This is a genomic window from Pontibacter oryzae (genome assembly GCF_003576375.1).
Lineage (GTDB): Bacteria > Bacteroidota > Bacteroidia > Cytophagales > Hymenobacteraceae > Pontibacter > Pontibacter oryzae.
This window is the reverse complement of sequence record NZ_QWGE01000005.1, coordinates 177263-197441: the sequence shown is the minus strand read 5'-3', so window position 1 is coordinate 197441 and position 20179 is coordinate 177263. Positions and strand designations below refer to the sequence as shown.

18 protein-coding genes are annotated in these 20179 nt (G+C 52.1%); 8 read left to right on the top strand and 10 right to left on the bottom strand.

The genetic code is table 11. The features are described 5' to 3' along the window. Positions 1 to 3: 3 nt before the first annotated feature. From D1627_RS15670 to D1627_RS15650, 5 genes are all read right to left on the bottom strand, one after another. On the bottom strand, positions 4 to 1185 hold the full coding sequence (locus tag D1627_RS15670; protein ID WP_119433218.1) for an ABC transporter permease: 1182 nt from the start codon (positions 1183 to 1185) through the stop codon (positions 4 to 6). Continuing rightward, positions 1182 to 2423: an ABC transporter permease gene (locus D1627_RS15665; protein ID WP_119433217.1), complete on the bottom strand. Its 1242-nt coding sequence runs from the start codon at positions 2421 to 2423 to the stop codon at positions 1182 to 1184. Before D1627_RS15665 ends, D1627_RS15670 begins: the two co-directional genes overlap by 4 nt. 2 nt (positions 2424 to 2425) lie before the next feature. Beyond that, positions 2426 to 3127 (bottom strand): ABC transporter ATP-binding protein, encoded by a 702-nt coding sequence (locus D1627_RS15660; RefSeq protein ID WP_119433216.1) that lies wholly within the window; start codon positions 3125 to 3127, stop codon positions 2426 to 2428. Between the two features lie 71 nt (positions 3128 to 3198). Beyond that, positions 3199 to 4668 carry a TolC family protein gene (locus D1627_RS15655; RefSeq protein ID WP_119433348.1) on the bottom strand — a complete coding sequence of 490 codons (1470 nt, stop codon included), beginning with the start codon at positions 4666 to 4668 and terminating at the stop codon, positions 3199 to 3201. Between the two features lie 70 nt (positions 4669 to 4738). Further along, on the bottom strand, positions 4739 to 5983 hold the full coding sequence (locus D1627_RS15650; protein WP_119433215.1) for an efflux RND transporter periplasmic adaptor subunit: 1245 nt from the start codon (positions 5981 to 5983) through the stop codon (positions 4739 to 4741). A 346-nt stretch (positions 5984 to 6329) separates the two neighbouring features. Between D1627_RS15650 and D1627_RS15645 the strand changes: the two genes are divergently transcribed. The 5 genes from D1627_RS15645 to D1627_RS15625 all read left to right on the top strand — a co-directional run bounded on the left by D1627_RS15645 (position 6330) and on the right by D1627_RS15625 (position 11971). Next, complete coding sequence (locus D1627_RS15645) at positions 6330 to 6662, top strand: hypothetical protein (protein ID WP_147383337.1); 333 nt, start codon at positions 6330 to 6332, stop codon at positions 6660 to 6662. A gap of 135 nt (positions 6663 to 6797) precedes the next feature. After that, positions 6798 to 7223, top strand: coding sequence for a DoxX family protein (locus D1627_RS15640; protein ID WP_119433213.1), 426 nt, complete (start codon positions 6798 to 6800; stop codon positions 7221 to 7223). A gap of 81 nt (positions 7224 to 7304) precedes the next feature. Continuing rightward, complete coding sequence (locus D1627_RS15635; RefSeq protein ID WP_119433212.1) at positions 7305 to 9080, top strand: aminopeptidase P family protein; 1776 nt, start codon at positions 7305 to 7307, stop codon at positions 9078 to 9080. 245 nt (positions 9081 to 9325) lie between these two features. Then, positions 9326 to 10906: a T9SS type A sorting domain-containing protein gene (locus D1627_RS15630; protein ID WP_119433211.1), complete on the top strand. Its 1581-nt coding sequence runs from the start codon at positions 9326 to 9328 to the stop codon at positions 10904 to 10906. Positions 10907 to 11059: 153 nt separating this feature from the next. After that, positions 11060 to 11971 (top strand): AEC family transporter, encoded by a 912-nt coding sequence (locus D1627_RS15625; RefSeq protein ID WP_119433210.1) that lies wholly within the window; start codon positions 11060 to 11062, stop codon positions 11969 to 11971. An 82-nt stretch (positions 11972 to 12053) separates the two neighbouring features. On the opposite strand, the gene D1627_RS15620 is transcribed toward D1627_RS15625, so the two are convergent. The 3 genes from D1627_RS15620 to hemN form a co-directional block, all read right to left on the bottom strand. Continuing rightward, positions 12054 to 12683 (bottom strand): hypothetical protein, encoded by a 630-nt coding sequence (locus D1627_RS15620; RefSeq protein ID WP_119433209.1) that lies wholly within the window; start codon positions 12681 to 12683, stop codon positions 12054 to 12056. Positions 12684 to 13135: 452 nt separating this feature from the next. After that, positions 13136 to 13672 (bottom strand): CopD family protein, encoded by a 537-nt coding sequence (locus D1627_RS15615; protein WP_119433208.1) that lies wholly within the window; start codon positions 13670 to 13672, stop codon positions 13136 to 13138. A gap of 84 nt (positions 13673 to 13756) precedes the next feature. After that, the gene (gene hemN / locus D1627_RS15610; protein ID WP_119433207.1) at positions 13757 to 15133 is read right to left on the bottom strand and encodes an oxygen-independent coproporphyrinogen III oxidase; all 1377 of its coding nucleotides are present in this window, start codon (positions 15131 to 15133) and stop codon (positions 13757 to 13759) included. Positions 15134 to 15293: 160 nt separating this feature from the next. On the opposite strand from hemN, the gene D1627_RS15605 reads away from it, so the two are divergent. Beyond that, entirely contained in the window at positions 15294 to 16412 is a 1119-nt protein-coding gene (locus tag D1627_RS15605) for an alanine racemase (protein ID WP_119433206.1), read from the top strand. Between the two features lie 54 nt (positions 16413 to 16466). Beyond that, complete coding sequence (locus D1627_RS15600; protein ID WP_119433205.1) at positions 16467 to 17294, top strand: glycoside hydrolase family 25 protein; 828 nt, start codon at positions 16467 to 16469, stop codon at positions 17292 to 17294. Between the two features lie 77 nt (positions 17295 to 17371). On the opposite strand, the gene D1627_RS15595 is transcribed toward D1627_RS15600, so the two are convergent. Then, positions 17372 to 18301 (bottom strand): hypothetical protein, encoded by a 930-nt coding sequence (locus D1627_RS15595; RefSeq protein WP_119433204.1) that lies wholly within the window; start codon positions 18299 to 18301, stop codon positions 17372 to 17374. A gap of 448 nt (positions 18302 to 18749) precedes the next feature. On the opposite strand from D1627_RS15595, the gene D1627_RS15590 reads away from it, so the two are divergent. Then, positions 18750 to 19817, top strand: coding sequence for a fatty acid desaturase family protein (locus D1627_RS15590; RefSeq protein WP_119433203.1), 1068 nt, complete (start codon positions 18750 to 18752; stop codon positions 19815 to 19817). A 77-nt stretch (positions 19818 to 19894) separates the two neighbouring features. Here D1627_RS15590 and D1627_RS15585 read toward each other — a convergent pair whose 3' ends face one another. Next, the gene (locus tag D1627_RS15585; protein ID WP_119433202.1) at positions 19895 to 20155 is read right to left on the bottom strand and encodes an acyl carrier protein; all 261 of its coding nucleotides are present in this window, start codon (positions 20153 to 20155) and stop codon (positions 19895 to 19897) included. Positions 20156 to 20179 lie beyond the last annotated feature (24 nt).

The following is a 20179-nucleotide window of genomic DNA, read 5'->3' as shown; positions in this document are numbered from 1 at the left end:
CCGCTATTCTTCATGCAGCGCCACGGCGGGTTGAACGGCAGCAGCCTGTCGGCTAGGATAAAAGGCGCAGGCAGCCGTTAGCAGGTAAATCAGGAAAACGGCGCTAAAGAGGGCGATCAGGTACACTTCGGTATCGACCTGGAAAACCTCTAGCAGCGGAAACTGTGCCGCAAAGAACACGCCCAGCAGCAAACCAAAGGTGGCTAACACCAGCACCTCGCCTATAAACTGCCAATACACCTGGCTGGCAGCGGCGCCGAGGGCGCGGCGCAGGCCAATCTCGCTATTTCGGCGGCTAATGTTATACCAAAGCACCCCAAACAGCCCAAGCGCCACGTTAAGTATGAGAAACGCACAGACAAAGCCCAGCCCGAGCATAGGCACCAGCGTAACCTTGGCTTTGGCCTTGCGCATTTTCTCCAGCATGCTCACCTCTAGGTTCCAGTCGCCGGTTATACCGGAAATGTCTTTTACCATGCGCTCCTCAAAGGCCACGCCGATACCCGGCTTTACCTTTATCAGCAGACTCTCCCAGAATTTGTCCTGGCGTTTGGCGAAGTTTATGCGCGTAAGCATGGCAGGAGCATCGGACGCGAACTCGCCGGCGCCGCGGAAGTATTCGGTGATGCCTATCACCTGGTAGCTTGATGAATCGGTGATCGGGATCAGTTTGCCGATGGCCGGTTCGTTGCCGAAGAGCTTTTCCTGGAGCTGCTGGTTTATTACGATAGGTTCATGGTTCGAGGCGTCATCCTGCGGGCCAAACCAGCGCCCCACTTTCAACGGCACTTGCATCAGTTCCTGAAAGTCGTCCTGCACCTCATAGTAGTCTGCCTGCACGTCTTTTACCTGCCCGTACGTCATGGCGTTGGAGGTGATGCTAAACGAGAATGGCGCGTTGTTAGAGGTAAGCGAGATGTTTGCAACCTCCGGGTAAGATTTAAGCCGCTGTAGCACCTGCTCGAGGTTCTGGCGGTTAAGGGCCGCGGAGTCCGAGCTAGGGCGCATGCTTAGCAGCCAGACGTTATCATGCGTAAAGCCCAGCGGTTTAGTGTAATTGCGCACATTGTGCACCACAAAGCTCAGCACCGCAAACAGCACCATAAAGGAGAAGAAAATCTCCGTGATGAGCAGGAAGTTGCTTTTCTTCCTGTTCCAGATCAGTTTAAAGAGATGGCGTATCATTTAGAACCTCCTTTCAGTGCCTCCACGGCGTGTAAACGTGACATTTTAAAGGCCGGATAAACCCCGGAAATAAAGCCGAAGACCAGGCAAAGCAGCAAACCGATGGCAAAGACGCGTAGGTTCAGGCTCAGGTCGGCGTATACTATGAGCCCGCTGCTGTTTATTTGCCACAGCACTAGCGCGGCAAGTATAAATCCCAGCAAACCGCCAAGCAGCGTCAGGAACACGTTTTCGATAATAAATTGCCCGATGATGGTTTTGGAAGTGGCCCCAAAGGCTTTGCGCACGCCAATCTCCGAGGATCGCTCCATGATGCGGCTGATGTTTATGTTCACTAAATTAATGGTAGGCAACAGTATAAAGAGCAGCGTAATACCGGTAAGTGCCGCGTAAAGTATACGTAGCCCGGAGGTCTCGCCCTGGCCCAGAACCATGCGGGCAAAGTTTTCGAGGATGGTGGCAGGGAAAGAATAAAGCTGAAGGTCCTTTTCGCCTTTTTGCCGCTCCAGTTCCTTCATCATGTGAGCATACTCTTCTTTTATTTTCGGAACGTCGGCGGGGGTGGCTGCCTTAAGTATGGCAAAGTAGCCGCCCCGCAGTCCCTCGCGGTTAAACTCGTGGCTCCTAAGGGTAATGGGCACCCATACATCGGCGTATGAGTTTAGGCGCAGCACCGGCACATCTTCTACCACGCCCACTACACGGTAGCTAACCTGGTCTACCACGATCTCTTTGCCCAAGGCCGGGCCGTCGCCGAAATACTGCTGGCGGGTGTGCTCATTGATAACAGCCACGCGGCTGGCACTCTTCACCTCTTGCTGCCCAAAAGGCGCGCCTTCAATAAACTTGAAATCCAGCACATGCCAGAAGGCCTGATCGGTAAACTTTATATCGATGGCCAGCTTACGGTTGTTGACGTAGCTGTTTACCTGATGGAAAACAGAGTTGATGGAAACCTGCTCCGGGGTTTTGAGCGTGCGCACATACTTGTTTAGGAAGTAGTAGCTGGGAGGCCCGCTGCTGGTGTAGCCACCTTCTTTCTGCTCTTTCATCGAGTTCACGAACAACAGCCTGTCGGTGTCGCGCTCCGGTGTTTGCGGCCCGAAAACGTGGTCGAAAAGCGAGGTAACCACCATCAGAATCATCAGGGTAAAACTAATGCCGAACAAACTGATGAAGGTGAAGAACTTGCGCCGCAGCAGCACCTTCCAGGCTATTTTTATGTAGTTCTTTAGCATGGCTATACTTGCTGAAGGTTAGCGTATACTTTGGCGTCGGATACCTGCTGGCCATCGAAGAAGCGGATTAGCCGTTCTGTTTTCTTGGCCATGTTCTCGTCGTGCGTTACCATCACAATCGTGGTGCCGTCGTGGCGGTTCAGGTCAAGGAGGATGTTCATGATCTCTTCACCCATCACCGAGTCCAGGTTACCGGTTGGCTCATCGGCAAGTATGATTTCGGGCTGGCCGATGAGGGCGCGGGCAATAGCCACCCGCTGCCGCTGCCCACCCGACAGCTGGTTAGGGAAGTGTTTGGTGCGGGCGCTAAGGCCCACTTTCTCCAGCGCTATTTTGGCCCGCTTGCTGCGCTCCGAGGCACTTACGCCGCTGCGGTAGAGCAGGGGCAGCTCCACGTTATCCAGCACGCTGAGGTCGTTAACCAGGTGGTAGCTCTGGAAAACAAACCCGATCTTCTCGTTGCGGATATGCGCCAGCTCTTTGTCTTTGTAGCTGCGTATTTCCTGGCCGCCAATGCTTACGGTGCCGCTGCTCGGCTCATCCAGCAGGCCCATAATGTTCAGCAGCGTGGATTTTCCGCAACCCGAGGGACCCATAATAGAGAGAAATTCCCCTTTGGGCACAGCCAGGTTTACCTGTTGCAAGGCTACCGTCTCAATGGTTTTGGTCTGGTATACCTTTTCGATGTTGGATAATATGATCATAGTTTTAAATATCGTTATTAATTGGTAGTTACTCGTTGATTCCTTTTCTAACCACTTATTCACTCACTCATTCACTCATTCACTTTTATGGTTTGCTGGTTCTCAAAATCATAGAGCGTTAGTTGGCGCAGGGCATAGTAAGCCTCCCAAAATGCGCTAAGCGAGGCGATGTAGGCGCGGCGAGCCTGGTCTTTCTCCGACAAGGCAATGTTTAGTTCTGTGATGCTGATGCGGCCGATGAGAAACGTGTTCCTGGCTATTTCATACCTTTCCGTGGCTATGGCATCGGCTTCGGCGGTTGTGTTAATGCGGGTGCGCAGGGTGTTGTACTGGTTTACCTGCGTGACCACGGCCTGCTCGAAATTGGTTTCCTCCTGACTGATGGTATACTCCACCAATTGCTGGTTTAATTGGGCCACTTTCGTGATGCTGCGCTGCCGGCCCCAATCCAGGAGCGGTAGGGTAAAGCCGATGCGGGCGCGCTGCTGGTTCTCGGGGCGGCTGTAGATGTCGGAGAGGTTCGCGCCCTGGTCGGTGAGGCCGAAGCTGGCGAAAAGGCTGGCGTTAAAGCCGTTATCGCCGTGGGCTTTGGCCGTTTGGCTCTCCGCCTCCAGCAACCTTCTCCTGAAGTTTATACTTTCCTTTCGGTTCTTGTTTGCTTCGGCTAATGCCAGTTCTGTTGCAACCAGGGTTGCAGGTATGCGCTTTGGCACCTGCAGGCTAAGGGTGCCACTGTCTTTCAGGCCGAGGTAGTTGCGCAGGGCAAGCGCGGCTGTCTGCTCATCCAGCGTGGCCTGGGCCAGGGCCAGGTCCGCGTTCAGGACGGACAGGCGCAGTTGCAGCAGGTCGTTTTTGGAGATGCGGCCGAGTTTATACTTTTCCTGCGCCACCTGGTAGAGCGTGTCGTTGTTTGCCAGGTTCTTGGCGGCTATACTTTGGTTTACCTGTGCCAGCAGCAAGTCAAAGTATAAAGTGGTGGCGTTTACAGCAATTTGCGCATGGTCTTCCACGAACTGCTTCCGCGACTCCTCGTAACGCAGGGGCTCGATGCGTTTTGTCCATTTAAGGGCATTATAGGCAAACAGCGGCTGCTCCAGTCCGATAATCGCCGGGTTGCTGTTGTAGCGGGTCAGGTCGCGGTCAAAGTCGTCGAAGCGCTGCATCAGCGAGGTCACGAACACCTTGCCGCCGGTTGGGCTGATAACCTGGCTCAGGGTGAGGCCCAGGTCAGAGCTGTTAATGCTCACGGCCTTAAACTCTGTGGTGCCATCAGGCTGAATAACGGGCGTGATCGTGCGGCTGAAATCCGGTAAGGTGCCGCCCAAACTCAGCTGTGGCCTGAATTCTGACTTCACGCTGCGCCATTGCCAGTAGCTGTTCTCGCGGGTGGTCTGTACCTGCAGCGCCTCCGTAGACTGCGTCTGCGCCAAAGCTATCACCTCCTGCAGGCTCAGTTGCCGCCCATCAGGTTGTGCCATACTTTGGGCGCAGCGCAGCGCCACGAGTACAAACAGCAAACAATATCGGTAAAGGTTTTTCATAGTTTTATTTTGGCTGCTTGGCAAGTATAAATCATCGCGTAAAGCTTCTTGGCCAGGTATACTTTTAGGGTTAGTCAAGCCTTATTTTTTTGATGCTGTCATACTCCTTCATGCTGGAGATCACCACTTCATCGCCTTCCTGCACGCCGCTTTCCAGTTCTACAAAATCCGGGTTGCTGACCCCGATCTGGGCGGGCACAAGCAGCAGGGCATCAACGCGCAGCACAAACACCTGGTTTCCGGAGGCGCTGTTAAAGTATGGGCCGTTCTTCACGCGCAGGGTGTTGGGCTTGGTCGCCGTTGCCAGGTATACATCCACGCGCAGGTTGGGGCGGAGCAAGGCATGCGCTTCCTGCGCCAGGGAGATGTAAAACGTGATGGTTCCGTTTTTAACTGTGGGTTCGATGGCGGAGATGGTGCCTTTCAGGTCGGTGTTGTTCACGCGTACCGTTGCCGCGCTGCCAAGTTGCAGTTGCCCTGCAAACGCATCCGAAATAGTGCCCTGGATCTTAAAGCTGCTCAGGTCTGCGAGGCGGGCGATAACCTCTCCGGCATTCACGCTGCTGCCGAGCTCGTTCTTCACCCATGTTACCACGCCGGGGCGCGTAGCCCGAACTTCGGCCTGCTGCATTTTGCGTTCCAACTCCTCCAACGAGCGGCCGTTCATGGCCAAGGTATAGCCCAGTTCCTGCTCATCGGCTTTCAGGAGCTCGCGCTCGCTCACGATGTCGCGCTTTAGCTGAGCCAATTCCTGTTGCGCTATTTTCAGGTTTAGTTCCGCCTGTTTTACCTGCTCCTGGGTGCCGCCGCCAATTTTAAGCAGGTATTGCTCATCCCCGAGGCGTGCCTGCAGGCTGCTCACGTTCATTTGCTTAATGCGCAGCTCCGACTCTAGGCCGTTCAGCTTTTTCTTGAGGGCCAGGCGCATTTGCACGCTTTTGTGCTGGTTCATCTGCTGCTCGTCTTTCAGCTTGTCGTAGGCGAGCTGGGTAAAGGCACGGTCGAGGAGCAGCACCTGGTCGCCGGGTTGCACTTGCTCGCCGGTGTTGCGAACCACCTGCTCAATGCGCGCCTGTATGGGGCTGGTAATAACCTGCTCACGCTCCGGCACCACCACGCCCGAAGCGCTTAAGGTTGCCTGCACCGGCCCGCGCTCCACCACTGCCGTTCTAATCTCGCTACGGCTAATGCTCGGACTAATCAGGCTCCGGAACCCAAGTATGGCGGCCAGCACCAACACGGCGGCTATACTTAGTTGCCCAATGCGCTTCCGTTTGTTGGCTTGCCTTACAGCGGCAGATAATTCACGATCCATAGTTTTATTTCATACTTTTCAGGATCTGTATAGCCAATTTAGATGCCAGTTGTGTAAGTAGCTTATTTACAGTGTTTTGTGTTTTGTTTGGGTGATATTGAAGCAGTTGAAGGTGTTCGATATTGAACAGGTTGTTCGGTTTTGGGAGAGCGGTAAAAGGGAGTGCCTTCCATTACCAGGCTTTAGATGATAACGGAATTTTACTATATTTCTTCCTAATCAATCATGTGATTTATAGATGAGCGTATTTTATCTGTTGTTAGGTTTTATCTTAACTTGTGGGGGACTCTATTTGCTGACACTTCATTTTTATGCAAGCAAGTATGGGTTTCATACTTTAGGCATAGTGACAAAGAATGTAGGGAAATGGGGCGGAAGTGGAGAGACGACAAGCTATTTGTATTATCCGCTTATACAGTTTGTGGATCAGGAAGATAATGTTTTAGAACTTAGGTTAGACATAGGATGCTCTATTCCATTATTTATCAAAGGTCAGCAGGTAAAAATTGTATATTATGATGAGAAGATCCACGCTTCAGGAATGGGGTGGAAGTTCCTCTATTGGGCTATCTTTTTAGTTGGACTAATCGTCTTTGGATTTCAAACGATGCTGATTATAAACTCTGATTTTATAGACACTTTTTTAAATTGGCGGGAATTAATACGCTTAGCGTCTTAAAAACTAAAGCTTCATAAATCATGGTCACTTAGTTGAGATGGGCTTGTAGGGAAAACACTGTCAAGAATCAATATAGTGCGTTTGCCAGCATTTGCTTCTCCCTCCACCCGCACATCTGCGTAAGCATACTTACCTATGAAACACGCTGCATTTGGATATTTTTTGGCCCGTTTACCCATCGGCATGAGCATGTTGGGCCACGGTTTGGCACGGCTGCCAAAGCTTGTAGCCTTTAGCGAGGGCATGGCCGAAACGTTCCAGAAAACCTGGCTCCCTTACCCGCTGGTGAAGCAGTTTGCTTACTTCCTGCCATACATTGAGCTGAACATTGGGGCGCTGCTTATACTTGGGCTGTTTACACGCGCCGTGAGCACGGTAGGCGCGCTGCTGATGGTGGCGCTTATCTTTGGATCCTGCCTGCTCGAAAACTGGGACAACGTCTTTGTACAGATGCTCTACGGAGTATACTTTGCCTTGCTGCTTGCGTTTGAACATACGTATAACCGCTACTCCGTTGATCAAATGATTTGGGGCCGGCGCAAACGAAAAAAGCAACTATAGAATAATGCCTATTTCAGCCCGTTTTGCAAGCATTTCTGCCTAGCTTTCCTTAATTTGCCTCAAACCGAAACGAAAACATACATGACCTACAAAGAAAGATTAGCAGCCATCCGTAGCCAGATGAAAGGCGAGGGCGTGAGCGCCTACATCATTCCGTCGGCTGACCCCCATATAAGCGAGTATGTGCCAGACAGGTACAAGTGCATTGAGTTTGCCTCGGGCTTTACCGGCTCGGCGGGCACGCTGGTGATCACCGAGGAAGCTGCCCACCTCTGGACCGATGCCCGCTACTTTGTGCAGGCTAACGAGCAGCTTGCCGGAACAGGTTTTGAGCTGGCTAAGCTGCAGGTGCAGAACGCGCCGGAATATATTAGCTGGCTGGCCGAGCGCCTGCCCGAGGGAGCTACCGTGGCCTTCGATGGCAAACTGATCTCGGTAAGCCTGGCCCAACTGCTGGAGTCTCAGCTTACGCCAATCGGCTTTGAAATAAGCAGCGACCGCGATTACCTGGAGCCCATCTGGCACAACAGGCCTGAGTTGCCCGCCGTACCCGCTTATATTCTGGGTGAGGATGTTGTGGGCGAGTCCTTGGAGAGCAAACTGGAACGCCTGCGTGCCGCACTTAAAAAACAGCGCGCCGAGTATCACCTCATCTCCTCGCTCGACGATATGGCCTGGCTGTTTAACATGCGCGGTTCCGACGTGAAGTGCAACCCCGTGGTGCTTAGCTTTGCCCTGATCAGCCAGGAAAAGGCCATGCTGTTTATTGATGCGGCCAAGTTCTCGGAAGAGGACCGGGCCAGGCTTAAAAAAGCAGGCGTGGAGCTGGAAACCTACGACATGATAGAAAGAGCCGTGGCCGCCATACCTGGCAGCAGCATTTTGGTGGACCCGCGCCGCAACTGTTATGCTTTATATAAAGAGCTACCGAAAGAGGTGCGCGTCATTCAGGAGACCAACCCAACCACACATTTCAAAGCCGTTAAGAACGAGGTGGAAGTAGCGCATACCCGCACAACCATGGTAAAAGATGGCGTGGCCCTGACCCGTTTCTTTAAGTGGCTAGAGGAGAACATTGGCAAAACCAAGATCACGGAGCTTACTGTGGTGGATAAGGTGCGTGAGTTCCGGGCCCAGCAGGAAGGCTTTGTAGGGGAGAGCTTCGATACGATCTCGGGCTACAAAGCGCACGGTGCCCTGCCGCATTACCGTGTTACCGAGGAAAGCGACGTCGAGCTGCAGCCAGACGGCCTGTTCCTGGTAGACTCGGGCGGGCAGTACACGTCCGGCACCACGGATATTACACGCGTAGTTTCGCTGGGCAACCTGACCGAGGAGGAAAGTATAGACTATACCTTGGTGTTGAAAGGTATGATTGATGGCTCCACTGCCCGCTACCCGAAAGGCTCCAAAGGCTACCAGATCGATGCTATCTCGCGCAAGCCACTCTGGGATTATGCCCGCAATTATGGTCACGGCACAGGCCACGGCGTTGGCTTTTTCCTGAATGTGCACGAAGGCCCGCATGTGCTTAACCCAACACCTACCGCCGTTGATCTGGAGCTAGGCATGATCTCTTCGGTAGAGCCTGGTTTGTACCGCAACGGCAAGCACGGCATCCGCATAGAGAATCTGGTGCTTACCGTGCAGGACGAGACCAACGAGTTTGGCGAGTTTTATACCTTCGAGCACCTGACCATGGCGCTGATCGACACTACCCCGGTGAAGAAGGACTTGCTGGAAGCGCACCAAATAAAGTGGCTGAACGAGTACCACCAGCAGGTAATTGAAAGGCTGGGCCCGCACCTGAACGAGGACGAATTGGCCTGGCTGAAGGAAAAGGCAAAACCTATCTAACTTATACTTCAAAAAGCAGGAGCGGCTATACTTGCACAAACAGGTATAGCCGCTTTTTTTGTAGAATGTCCCAAAGCCATCACGTATGCGTTTCCTCGCAACATATACCCATATATGACAGTGTCTGGCTACATCTTTTGTTTTCCACTATCTTAAAGCAGCTGCGTTTACCAAAAATACCCCGCTTGCTGCAACATTTCTAAGGGAAAGCAATACAAGTATGGAGTTAACCTAGACTTTATACGATGCAGCTAAAACATTTACTAAAAATATACTTTGCCACCGTTGTACTTGCCTTGCCACTGCTGGCGAGTGCGCAAAATACTCCGCCGGGCGCCACCGAAACAGTACAAATAGAGGTGCCGGCCTCTTTGCGCCAAGCCCCGTTTAACGTAGACCGCTTTGCAAGCATCCCCCCGAATTTTAAACTGGAGGTTTATGCCCGCGTGAGTGGTGCGCGTTTTATGGCCGTTGCGCCAAACGGAGATTTATTCGTGTCGATGCCCTGGGATGGCGTAGTGCGTGTCCTGAAAAACCGGCCAAACAACGTGCCGCTGCAAATCAATTATGCATCCGGCCTACAGCGCCCCCACGATATTGTTTTCCATAAAATAGGGGAGCAACAGTATGTGTACATCGCTGAGAAAAACCGTATTATCCGGTATAAGTATAGCAATGGCGATGAAAAAGGACAGCAGATGGAGGTGGTTGTAGACAACCTGCCCGACGACAGCCTGCCCGAACTGAAAGGTACCTACGGCCATGTGCTCAAGAATATTGCCCTGGATGCGAACCATAACCTGTACGTTTCCATCGCATCGACCTGCAATGCCTGCATCGAGGATACGCAAAGCAACCCGAAGCGTGGAGCCATCTACATCTACAACGCCGACGGAACAAACCGCCGCCTGTTTGCCGAGGGTATTCGCAATGCCGAGGGCCTGGATTTTGTGCCCGGCACCAATGATCTATGGGTAACGGTAAACAACCGCGACAACATCGCTTACCCATTTGAGGATGGCTCCGGAAACTACGGCAAGGTGGTACAGAGTTACGTAGACAATAATCCGCCCGAAGAATTTACGTTGGTGCAGCAGGGCGGCAACTATGGCTGGCCTTTCTGTAACCCCGATGCGCGCCAGGGTATGGATAATATGCCCTACGTGAAAGATGTGCAGCTGAACCCCAACGGCACCGTGGACTGCAACGGCATGACCCGCGTTAGCAAAGGCATACAGGCGCACTCGGCTCCGCTGGGCCTGCTGTTTACGCAGAACACCACCATGCCTCAGCCTTACCGCAACGGCGCGCTGATTGCCCTGCACGGCTCCTGGAACCGCTCCAAAGCCACCGGCTACAAGATCATCTACTTTCCGTGGCAAAACGGCAAACCCGGCGAGCAATTAGACCTGGTGGGCGGCTTCCTGAACAGCGACTCCACCGAGGCCTATGCACGGCCCGTGGACATTGCCATAGGCCAGCAAGGCGACCTGTTTATCTCCGACGACAAGGCACACGCAGTGTATAAGCTAACCTATACCGGCCCGGTGGCCTCTGCCGAAAAAGAGCAGCTGGAGCGTGCGGTGCAAGTGTACCCAGTGCCGGCCAGCGGTAACCTAAACCTGAAAATTAACAACCTGAAGCACCCGGACCTGCGGTTTATACTTACCAACGCTCAATCGGCCAACGTGCTGGATGTAAGTTACCGCATTTCGGAGGCCCAGCGTACCTTAGAGCTGCCAACTGAAAAACTGGCGCCAGGCGTATACTTCCTGAGCATACTTTCCGGAGATACCCGTGTGGTGCGGCGCGTGGTGCTGCGTTAGGCTGAAACCCAAACGTATAAAGCAGGGGCATGGCCAACATGTTCCTGCTTTATACTTTAGAAGAAGTATGGTTTTTTGTTTCCTGGGTGCACCATAGTACCTTCGGGAGATCATACGTTCCCAAACTCCTACCTCAACTCATGAAACCTCTTTATGAGTAGTTTGATACTCCTGTTCGGTTGCCTTGGCCTGGGTCTGCTGCTGCAGCGCGCCAAAGATTTCCCGAAGAATGCCGCGCAGGTACTTAACCAGTTTATCATCTATATCTCGCTGCCGGCGCTGGCTTTATACTTTATACCGGAGGTGGCGCTTACGCTGCAGGTGCTTTTGCCGGTGGGCGTTGCCTGGATCTGCTTTGCCGCTGCCGCGCTTTTGTTCTGGGGTTTGGGCAGGCTGTTCGGGTGGTCGGGGAAGCTGGTTGGCTGCCTTATTCTTACGGCCGGGCTGGGCAACACCTCGTTCATCGGCTTTCCGGTTATAGAGGCGCTCTATGGCAAAGAAGGGCTGAGAACCGCCATTCTGGTAGACCAGCCGGGGTCGTTTATGGTGCTGTCTACGCTGGGTATTGCGCTGGCAGCCACTTACGCTAAAGGTGAGGCGAGCGCAAAAGCTATTCTGCACCGTATTTTCCGGTTTCCGCCGTTTATTGCCTTTGTGCTGGCCATACTTCTAAACCTGTTTAACCTTCATTTTTCAGCGGATATGAAAGAGGTTTTCCAGCGGCTTGGAAGCACGGTGTCGCCGTTGGCGCTGGCATCGGTGGGCTTGCAGCTGCGGCTTGAGCGGCGCAGTAAGCATTGGGGCTTTTTGGGGCTTGGGCTGGCGTTCCAGTTGCTGCTTGCGCCTTTTATTATACTGGCGCTATACTTCTGGGGCTTTGGCGTAACAGGCGAGGTACTGGAGATAAGCGTGCTAGAAGCAGGTATGGCACCCATGATCACGGCCAGCATTGTGGCGGCATCGTATGGCTTAAAACCGCGCCTGGCAAACATGATGGTAGGCTTCGGTATCCCGCTCTCCTTCCTGACGCTGGCTTTCTGGTATTGGGTGCTGCAGCTGCTGTAAACTGCAGGCACAGCGCAAAATCATACTTGGCGAATCAAGCTGTTACTGTATGGCAATCAAGAAATCTCCCTGAAGTATAAACCTACTCTTCCTGGTAAGTATCCATTTTGATCTTCTCGATCAGGAGGTAGTTCTTAAACTGGTGGATGAGCTTATCCATTTCGCGCTCTTTCTCGGCCAGCGCCTGCACCTCCTCATCAGAGTCTTGTAGCACGGGCTGCAACCGGAAAAGGCTGTCCTGTAGCTGCGGGATAGCGGCCTCGGTATGCTGGCGCAACTCGGGCTCCATGTCGGTTTTCAGGGTGTCTTCCAGCTCTTTAATGTAAAGCTGCAGAAACTCCACCATGTGCCAGGGGTTGTTTGGGCGGTTCCAGGTGAAGGTGGTGTTGCAGCGGCGGCAGCGGTAGGAGTTGCACTTCCAGCTGTGCTCGTTGGTAACCACGCCCTGCTTTTTAAGCATATCGGCCTTGCGGCACTTCGGGCACTGGGCATTGTCTTCGATCACTTTCTCGAGGCGCTCACGCTTGCTAAGTATGGCAGTGCGGTTGTCGGCGTGTGTCAGTAGCTGCTGCTCCAGGTTCTGGCAAGCTTGCGTCAGTTGCTCATGCTCAGCGGTCAGTTCGCCGCTCTCCATCAGCTGCGTAGCGCGCTTACTAAAAAAGCGAATCAGCTTAATAAGTTCTCTCTCGTTTGCCTTCAGTGCATTATTCATACAACAAAGGTACAGCTAATAGTTTAGAGATAAAAAGTTTGGGAGTTTGTGAGTTTGTGAGGTAAAGAGTTTGGGAAGTTAGAAGGTTGGGAAGTTTGGAAGTTAGAAAGTTTATGAGGTATAAAGTTTGGGAGGTAAAGAGTTTTGGATTTGTGGTGGGTTGGTGTGGTTGGTTTGTGAAGGCGTTCGGCTTTGGTAGCATTTTAAACTTGCGATGGCTTGGTTTGAAGTATAAAGTATGGCTTTGGTGGCTGTAGAGTCTTGCTTTTTCAAAGCAAAGCAGTTGAAAACTGCTGGTCATACATCGCCACAAGTTACGCTCCCGCTAAACTTGCGGCATACTAAAGAGCGGAGTAAAAGAACTCAACCCACCCAAACTTTCTACCTCCTAAACTCACAAACCTTCTAACTTCCAAAACTCTCTACCTCCCAAACTCCTAAACTCTAAAACTCTATACCTCCTTCGCTTCCCTTACTTTCTTGTAAATACGGATGGCTAGCATGAGCATGGCGGAGAAGAGGATGAGGCCCAGGATGCCCCAAAGCATACTTAGCGAGCTTTTCAGAACAACCAGGAAAACGATGCTGATCAGGAAAAGCGTGGCTACCTCGTTCCAGATGCGCAGTTGGGTGGAGGTATACTTTAAAATGCCCTGCTGCTGCTGTTTAAAAATGCGGTGGCACAGGAAATGGTAAACATAGAGGCCCAGCACAAAGCTGAGTTTCCAGATGAGCCAGCCTGGGATGGAGCCATAAAGGTGCAGCATCGTGAGGCCGAAGATCAGGGTAAGTATGGCAGAGGGCCAGGTAATGCCGTACCACAGCCGTTTCTGCATCAGCCGGAACTGGTTTTGAAGTATGGTTCTCTCAGGCTCGGGTTTTTCGGCGGCTTCGGCAAAGTATATAAACAGGCGCACGATGTAGAACAACCCGGCAAACCAGGTAACCACAAAAATGATGTGCAGCGCCTTTACGTAAAAATAGCTCATGGTGCAGTGTGTTTCCGCAAAGGTACGCCGAAATGTTTAATTGCCCGAAACCTGCATGTTACCCTGCCAACTGCAAATTTGTACTTAGATCGATCGGCTGAACACCGGCGCCGAAGGGTTTGCCTGCCACAGGCGCGCATCGAAACACATGGCAATATTGCGCAGAAAGGGTCGGCCGGCCTCCAGTACCTGCAAGTGGTTTGGATGCAGGCACAGTAAGCCATCTTCGGCCAAAAAGTACAGGCGGTCCAAGGTTTCCGGAAAGTATACTTCCTCTTCATCGGTCCAGCGGGTGCCCAGGCGGCACATCAGGTTTAGGATATGCTTCCGGAGGATGAGATCCTGCTGCGTGAGCTCGTGGCCTTTTAGCAGCGGCAATTGCCCGGTTGCCACCTGTGCTTCGTAAGCCTCCACCTCTTTCAGGTTTTGCATGAATGCCGTGCCCGTGTCCGAGATGCTGGATGCGCCCAGGCCGATGAGTAAGGTGGTTTGCCGCGGTGTATAGCCCATAAAGTTGCGGTGCAGTGTTCCGTGTTGGGCCGCCAGGCACAGCTCGTCAGCGGGAAGGGCAAAGTGGTCCAGGCCAATTTCGTTGTAGCCGGCTTGCTGCAGCAACTCTTTCCCTAGCTCATACAGCGCGCGTTTCGCTGCCGGAGCGGGCAGGTCTGCCTCGGAGTAGCGCCGCTGGGCTTTGCTCTTCCAGGGCACGTGTGCATAGCTGTAAAACGCAATGCGCTCTGGCCGCAGCTCATTAACCCGTGCAATAGTATGGCGCACGCAGTCAGCGGTTTGGTGGGGCAGGCCATAGATAACATCAGCGTTGATAGACTTATAGCCAATGCTGCGCGCCACACCAAAAACATACTTGGTCTGCTCAAAGGTTTGGATGCGGTTAATGGCCAGCTGCACCCGCGGGTCAAAGTCCTGAATGCCTACACTAAGCCTCCTGAAACCCAGTTTGTACAGCACCTGCAATTGATCAGCTTGCGTGGCATTGGGGTGCACCTCCACGCTAAAGGCCGCATCGGGCAGTACTTCGGCTTTCTCCAATAGTTTTGTAAGGAGCAGTTCCAGGTTTTGTGCGCTGAAGAATGTGGGCGTGCCGCCGCCCAGGTGCAATTCCGCCAGGCGTGGTTTCTCGTCAAAGGCAGCCAGGTATTGTTCCCACTCCTGCAGCAGGGCCTGCACATAAGGCGTTTCCACAGCGTGGTTTTTGGTGATGCGCTTGTTGCAGCCGCAATAGGTGCAAAGCTGCTCGCAAAAGGGCAGGTGCAAGTATAAACTGATGCCTTCAGAGCGATTCGTTTTCCGGAACGCTTGCTTTACATGCTCCATCCAGCGGGCCTTCGTAAGCGGCGCCTCATCCCAGAACGGAACGGTGGGGTAGCTGGTGTAGCGCGGCGACGGCACATCATACTTGGCCAGCAGCTGGGCCGGGGTGGCGGTTAGGGTTGCTTGCATCCTGGTAGTGTCTGTTTCAACGTTGTTCCTTGCAAAAGTGAGGAGTATCAGCGTGTTAAGAAATGATAATCGTCATCAAAATAGGCAAGTGGCTGTGTTTCTTTACCTAAAGTTGTGTAACTTCACGGGATTTGCCACTTAGTTAGGATTTTTTAACTATATGAAGATTACGACACCTACACTACTTCTCGATAAACAGAAAGCTATCCGAAACATCCGGCGCATGGCCGACAAAGCCAGGCAAAACGGCGTCAGGCTGCGGCCGCATTTCAAAACGCACCAGTCGGCGCAGGTAGGGGAGTGGTTTCGTGAATTCGGGGTAGAGGCCATCACGGTTTCCTCGGTGCGCATGGCAAACTACTTCGCTAACCATGGCTGGAATGATATTATGGTGGCCTTTCCGGCAAACGTACTGGAGATTGAGATGATTAACGAGCTGGCATCGCGCATCAAACTGCACCTGATCGCGGTGAACCAGGAAACCATAGAACTATTGGCCCAGCAGCTCCGGCACCCGGTTCAGCTCTCTCTCAAGATAGACACCGGCTATCGGCGCACGGGCATACTTGCCACCAACTATGCCGAGCTCGACCAGATGGTACAAAAAATACGGGAGCAGGATAAAATGCACTTTTCCGGCTTTGTAGTACACGATGGCCATACCTACAAGCAAAACGACGTGTATGCCATCCAAACGATTTATAATACTTCGGTGTACCAACTGCACATGCTGCGCGAAAGGTATAAATCGAAATTCCCGAACCTGCAGCTCTCCATCGGCGATACGCCCTCATGCAGCATCATCGAAACCCTGCGTGGCGTGGACGAAATACGCCCCGGCAACTTTGTGTTCTACGACCTGACCCAGCAGCGCATCGGTTCCTGCTCTTTCGACGATATTGCCGTGTGCATGGCCTGTCCCGTAGTAGCCAAGCACCCGGAGCGCAGCGAGATCATACTTTACGGCGGCAGCGTGCATTTTTCTAAGGATGTGATCCTGCAGGAAGACGCCTCAGAAGCATACGGGCGTGTGGTTGAGCTTTCCGGCTCAGGCTGGTCTGCCCCGCTGGAGGGCATTGAGGTGGTATCGCTGTCGCAGGAGCATGGAGTGGTGAAAGCCACGCCGGAGCAGTTTAAAAAGTACCAGATTGGCGACCTGATGGGTGTTTTGCCGGTGCACTCCTGCCTTACCGCCAACCTGATGCAAGGCTACCTGACCACCGAGGGCGAACGCCTGGAGCACCTGATGGGGGTGCCACCGCAAGAACTGGTTTCTTAGCCTAAAGTGTAGCAAATTGTTGAGGGGCGTTATACCTTTGCAGGACAGGGAGATATGGCGACAAGTATAAAACCACCACTAAAGCAGGCACCTGCCGACAAGGCATTTAAAGCCCCGGCAAAGCGGCAAGCCCGCACTGCAAAGCCGCGCAAAAAGCAGCAGAAGCAACCACCCAAGCGTTTTTGGGTTGGGCTGGCCATCTTGGCGGGTATTATTGTGCTGGTGATGTACGTAGAGTATTTTGTAGAAAAACGCGTGCCTGCTTGGCCTGAAGGGCATACGGTATATGGCATAGATGTCAGCCATTTTCAGAAAGAGGTGGACTGGCAGAAAGTGCGCGAGAGCGAGGTGGTGTTTGCCTTTGTAAAAGCTACAGAGGGCGTTTCGCTCAAAGACAAGAAGTATGAGCAGAACTGGACCGGAGCCGGCGCCGCAGGCATTATCCGGGGGGCTTACCATTTTTACCTGCCATACCTTAGCCCCAAAGAGCAGGCGGCAAACTTTGTGGCTACCGTGCAGCTAACCAGCGGCGATCTGCCCCCGGTGCTGGATATTGAAGTGCGTGGCAGAAAACCCCTGGGCCAATTTCGAAAAGACCTGAAAGTATGGCTGGAGCAGGTTGAAAACGCTTACGGCGCTAAACCTGTCATATACACTAACTATAAGTTCTATGAGGATTACCTGGCCGGACATTTTGATAGTTACCCGCTGTGGATTGCGCATTATAAGGTGCCTAAGCTAAGTATAGAAAAAAGCAGTACCCGTAAACTGGCGTTCTGGCAGCATACCGACGGAGGCTCTATTGACGGGATTGAGGGCTCTGTGGATTGCAACGTATTCTATGGAAGTATGCGTGACCTGCGCAGTATATGCATCCCATAGCTTTTGCAACAGAGCACTAAAAAAGCGCCCGACAAGTTATTGCCGGGCGCTTTGTGCTTAAAGCTATTTATCAAATTTTAATACCTGTCTAAATCGCGGTGGCGGTCATGCTCCTGGTCCCAGGTGCGGGCCCGGTTGTGGCTGTTTATATAATCCTGATCCTTGCTGGTATCAAAGGCGCGGTTCGGGTTGTAGCTGTAATCGCTGTCCTTGTGCTGAACACGTGAGTTCTCCATGTCGCGTGCATAGGTGTTGTTTGGGTAAGACCTGTTGCGGCTCGGCCTGTAATTACTTGCGCCATAAGGTTCGCCATAGCCCATGCTGGAAGAACCACGATCATAGGAGCCCATAGAGCCATAATTGCCAGTGTCGTAGTCGCGGTTTGAGTTGCGGCTGTAGCCACTGCCCATGTAACTACCCTGCGAGCCACCGTAATTGCCTTGTGAGCCGGACGAGTAACCACTGCCTTGATTGTAGTTATCCCTATTAAAATCATAGTGCCCTTGATCGCTGCCCTGGAACCTTCTGGAGGTGTCGGAGCCGTAAAGGGTAGGGTTTCTGTCATTTCTAAAGGTAGAACCGTGGCTATCATAATCGCTTTCGTAGCCATGGCTGCGTTGGCTATACTGGCCTCTGCCAGAAGACGGCCTGTTGCCCATACCGCTGTCGTAATCGTGGCCGCGCTCGCGTTGAGAAGTGTATCCGCCCCTGGATGAGCCATAACCTTGCGCACCGCCATAACTGCCCATGTTGCCATAGTTACGGGAACTGCTGTAGGCGTGGTGTGTGCCGCGATCCGTTATGTTGCGCGAGCCGCCCATCTCATTGCCCTGGTTTCCCCAGGTGCCTCCGTGGCTTTCATTGCCATAGCCACCGCGTGCCGGCGAACCGTAATCATCGAAGCGGTAATTACCGCTGTATTCTGGGTGCCTATAGCGTTCAGAGCGGTGCGTATGGTAGCCACGGTTCTCATCTCTGTCGCTGTGGCCTGAATAATCTCTGTTCATAGTTTTGATAGTTTGGGTTAAAAAAGCGATTTAATTCTATCATTTTAACGGAAGAGTACCTTATGGGTTGAGGTAAAACCCTGAACATAAACCTGGTTGGCAGGCGAGGTGCAGCATTTAAAACATAGACAACCCTGGCTGGCATTATATGCCAGCCCCGACTCTAGCAGGAAAGCAAGCCGACTTTCTTCAGATATTTTTGTCTACCAAGAAGCTATGCAGTCAAACTTTACGTTTATACTTCTGGCACCTTTCCAACGAGCACATGTTGAGGGGGGTAACCCCGTTTGTCATGCATTCTAAATTTAGCCATTGGCAGCTAGCTGGTTATACTTACCAGCGCTGAAGGCCAAACTATAGTTGCAAAATATATGTTACCTTTATAACCAGTTCTGACGCGGTCATTTTACATCGCCTTACAACGCATTTTTCATTACTAATCAAAACTATGGCTGCGCCCAAATTTCAGGTCCAGAAGGACTCATTCCACGCCGAATTAAAAAGAAGAATCAACGATTACTTCCAGGAGGAAGGCATTTCTACCACAGGCAACTACAAACTATACATTAAAGCCATAATCCTTACGGGGGGGCTATTGTTACTATACACGCACTTGGTGTTTTTTACGCCGGTAGCCTGGCTGGCTATACTTGAGTGCATAATCTTAGGTGGACTGACGGCTGGTATCGGGTTTAATGTGGTGCACGATGGCTCTCACGGGAGTTTCAGCAAGAAAAAGAAGCTGAACGAAATGGCAGGTCTTTGCCTGAATGTGCTGGGGGCCAACGAGTTTATGTGGAACACCAAGCACAACGTTATCCACCACGCCTACACAAACATAGATGGCATTGATGACGACCTGGACGCTGGGCCGCTTCTCAGGCTCTGCGAAACGCAGAAGCTGCGAAAATTCCACCGTTACCAGCATTTCTATTTTTGGGCTGCTTACTCCATGCTTTTCTTCTTCTGGGTTTTCTTCTCTGATTATCAGAAGTATTTTACCAAGAAAGTAGGAGCGATGCCTTTGAAAAAAATGAAAACCTCAGACCATGTAAGTTTCTGGGGATTTAAGGCATCCCATATTTTGTTTTTTGCCGTTATTCCAATCTTTACGGTTGGGTTTTTGCCTTGGCTAATAGGGTTTTTAGTGTATGGTGTAGTGGTAGGATTTGTAATGAGCATCGTGTTCCAGTTAGCGCATACTGTACGCGAAACGCACTTTCCGGTGGCAGTGCAACCCACTAATAAAATGGAAGATGAGTGGGCCGTGCATCAGTTAAAGACCACGGCTAACTTTGCCACTAACAACAAGCTGGTTACTTGGTTCTCTGGAGGGCTTAATTTTCAGGTGGAGCATCACTTGTTCCCTAAAATCTCGCATATCCACTACCCGGCACTTAGCAAGATTGTAGCGCAGGCCTGCCTCGATTTTGGCATCCCGTACCACAACATCCCTAAAATGCGCATGGCAGTGGCTTCGCACGTATCGCACTTGAAGCAGCTTTCCCGAGCATAGACACTAAGAAAAATATAAACCAAAAAGAGCCGTGGCTACTAGCCACGGCTCTTTTTGGTTTAGGGGGAATGCTATTTTTAGCTTGCCTGCTGCATTTGCTGGCTGATAATGTAATTCACAAAGTCATCCACGGAATAAACAGGCACTTCATCAGGAATGGTAAGGTTATACTTCTTTTCAACCTTCAGGATAACGTCTACCACGTCCACAATATCCAGGCCCACATTGCTCAGGTCCCGCACCTTGCGTAGGCGGTTAGGGTGCACCTTGGTAACAGAGCTGATCAACTGCACAACTTCTTTCTCAACGGACTGCTCGGTATAATTTTGTGTATTCATGGTGTGTGATGTAAATAGTGGTTA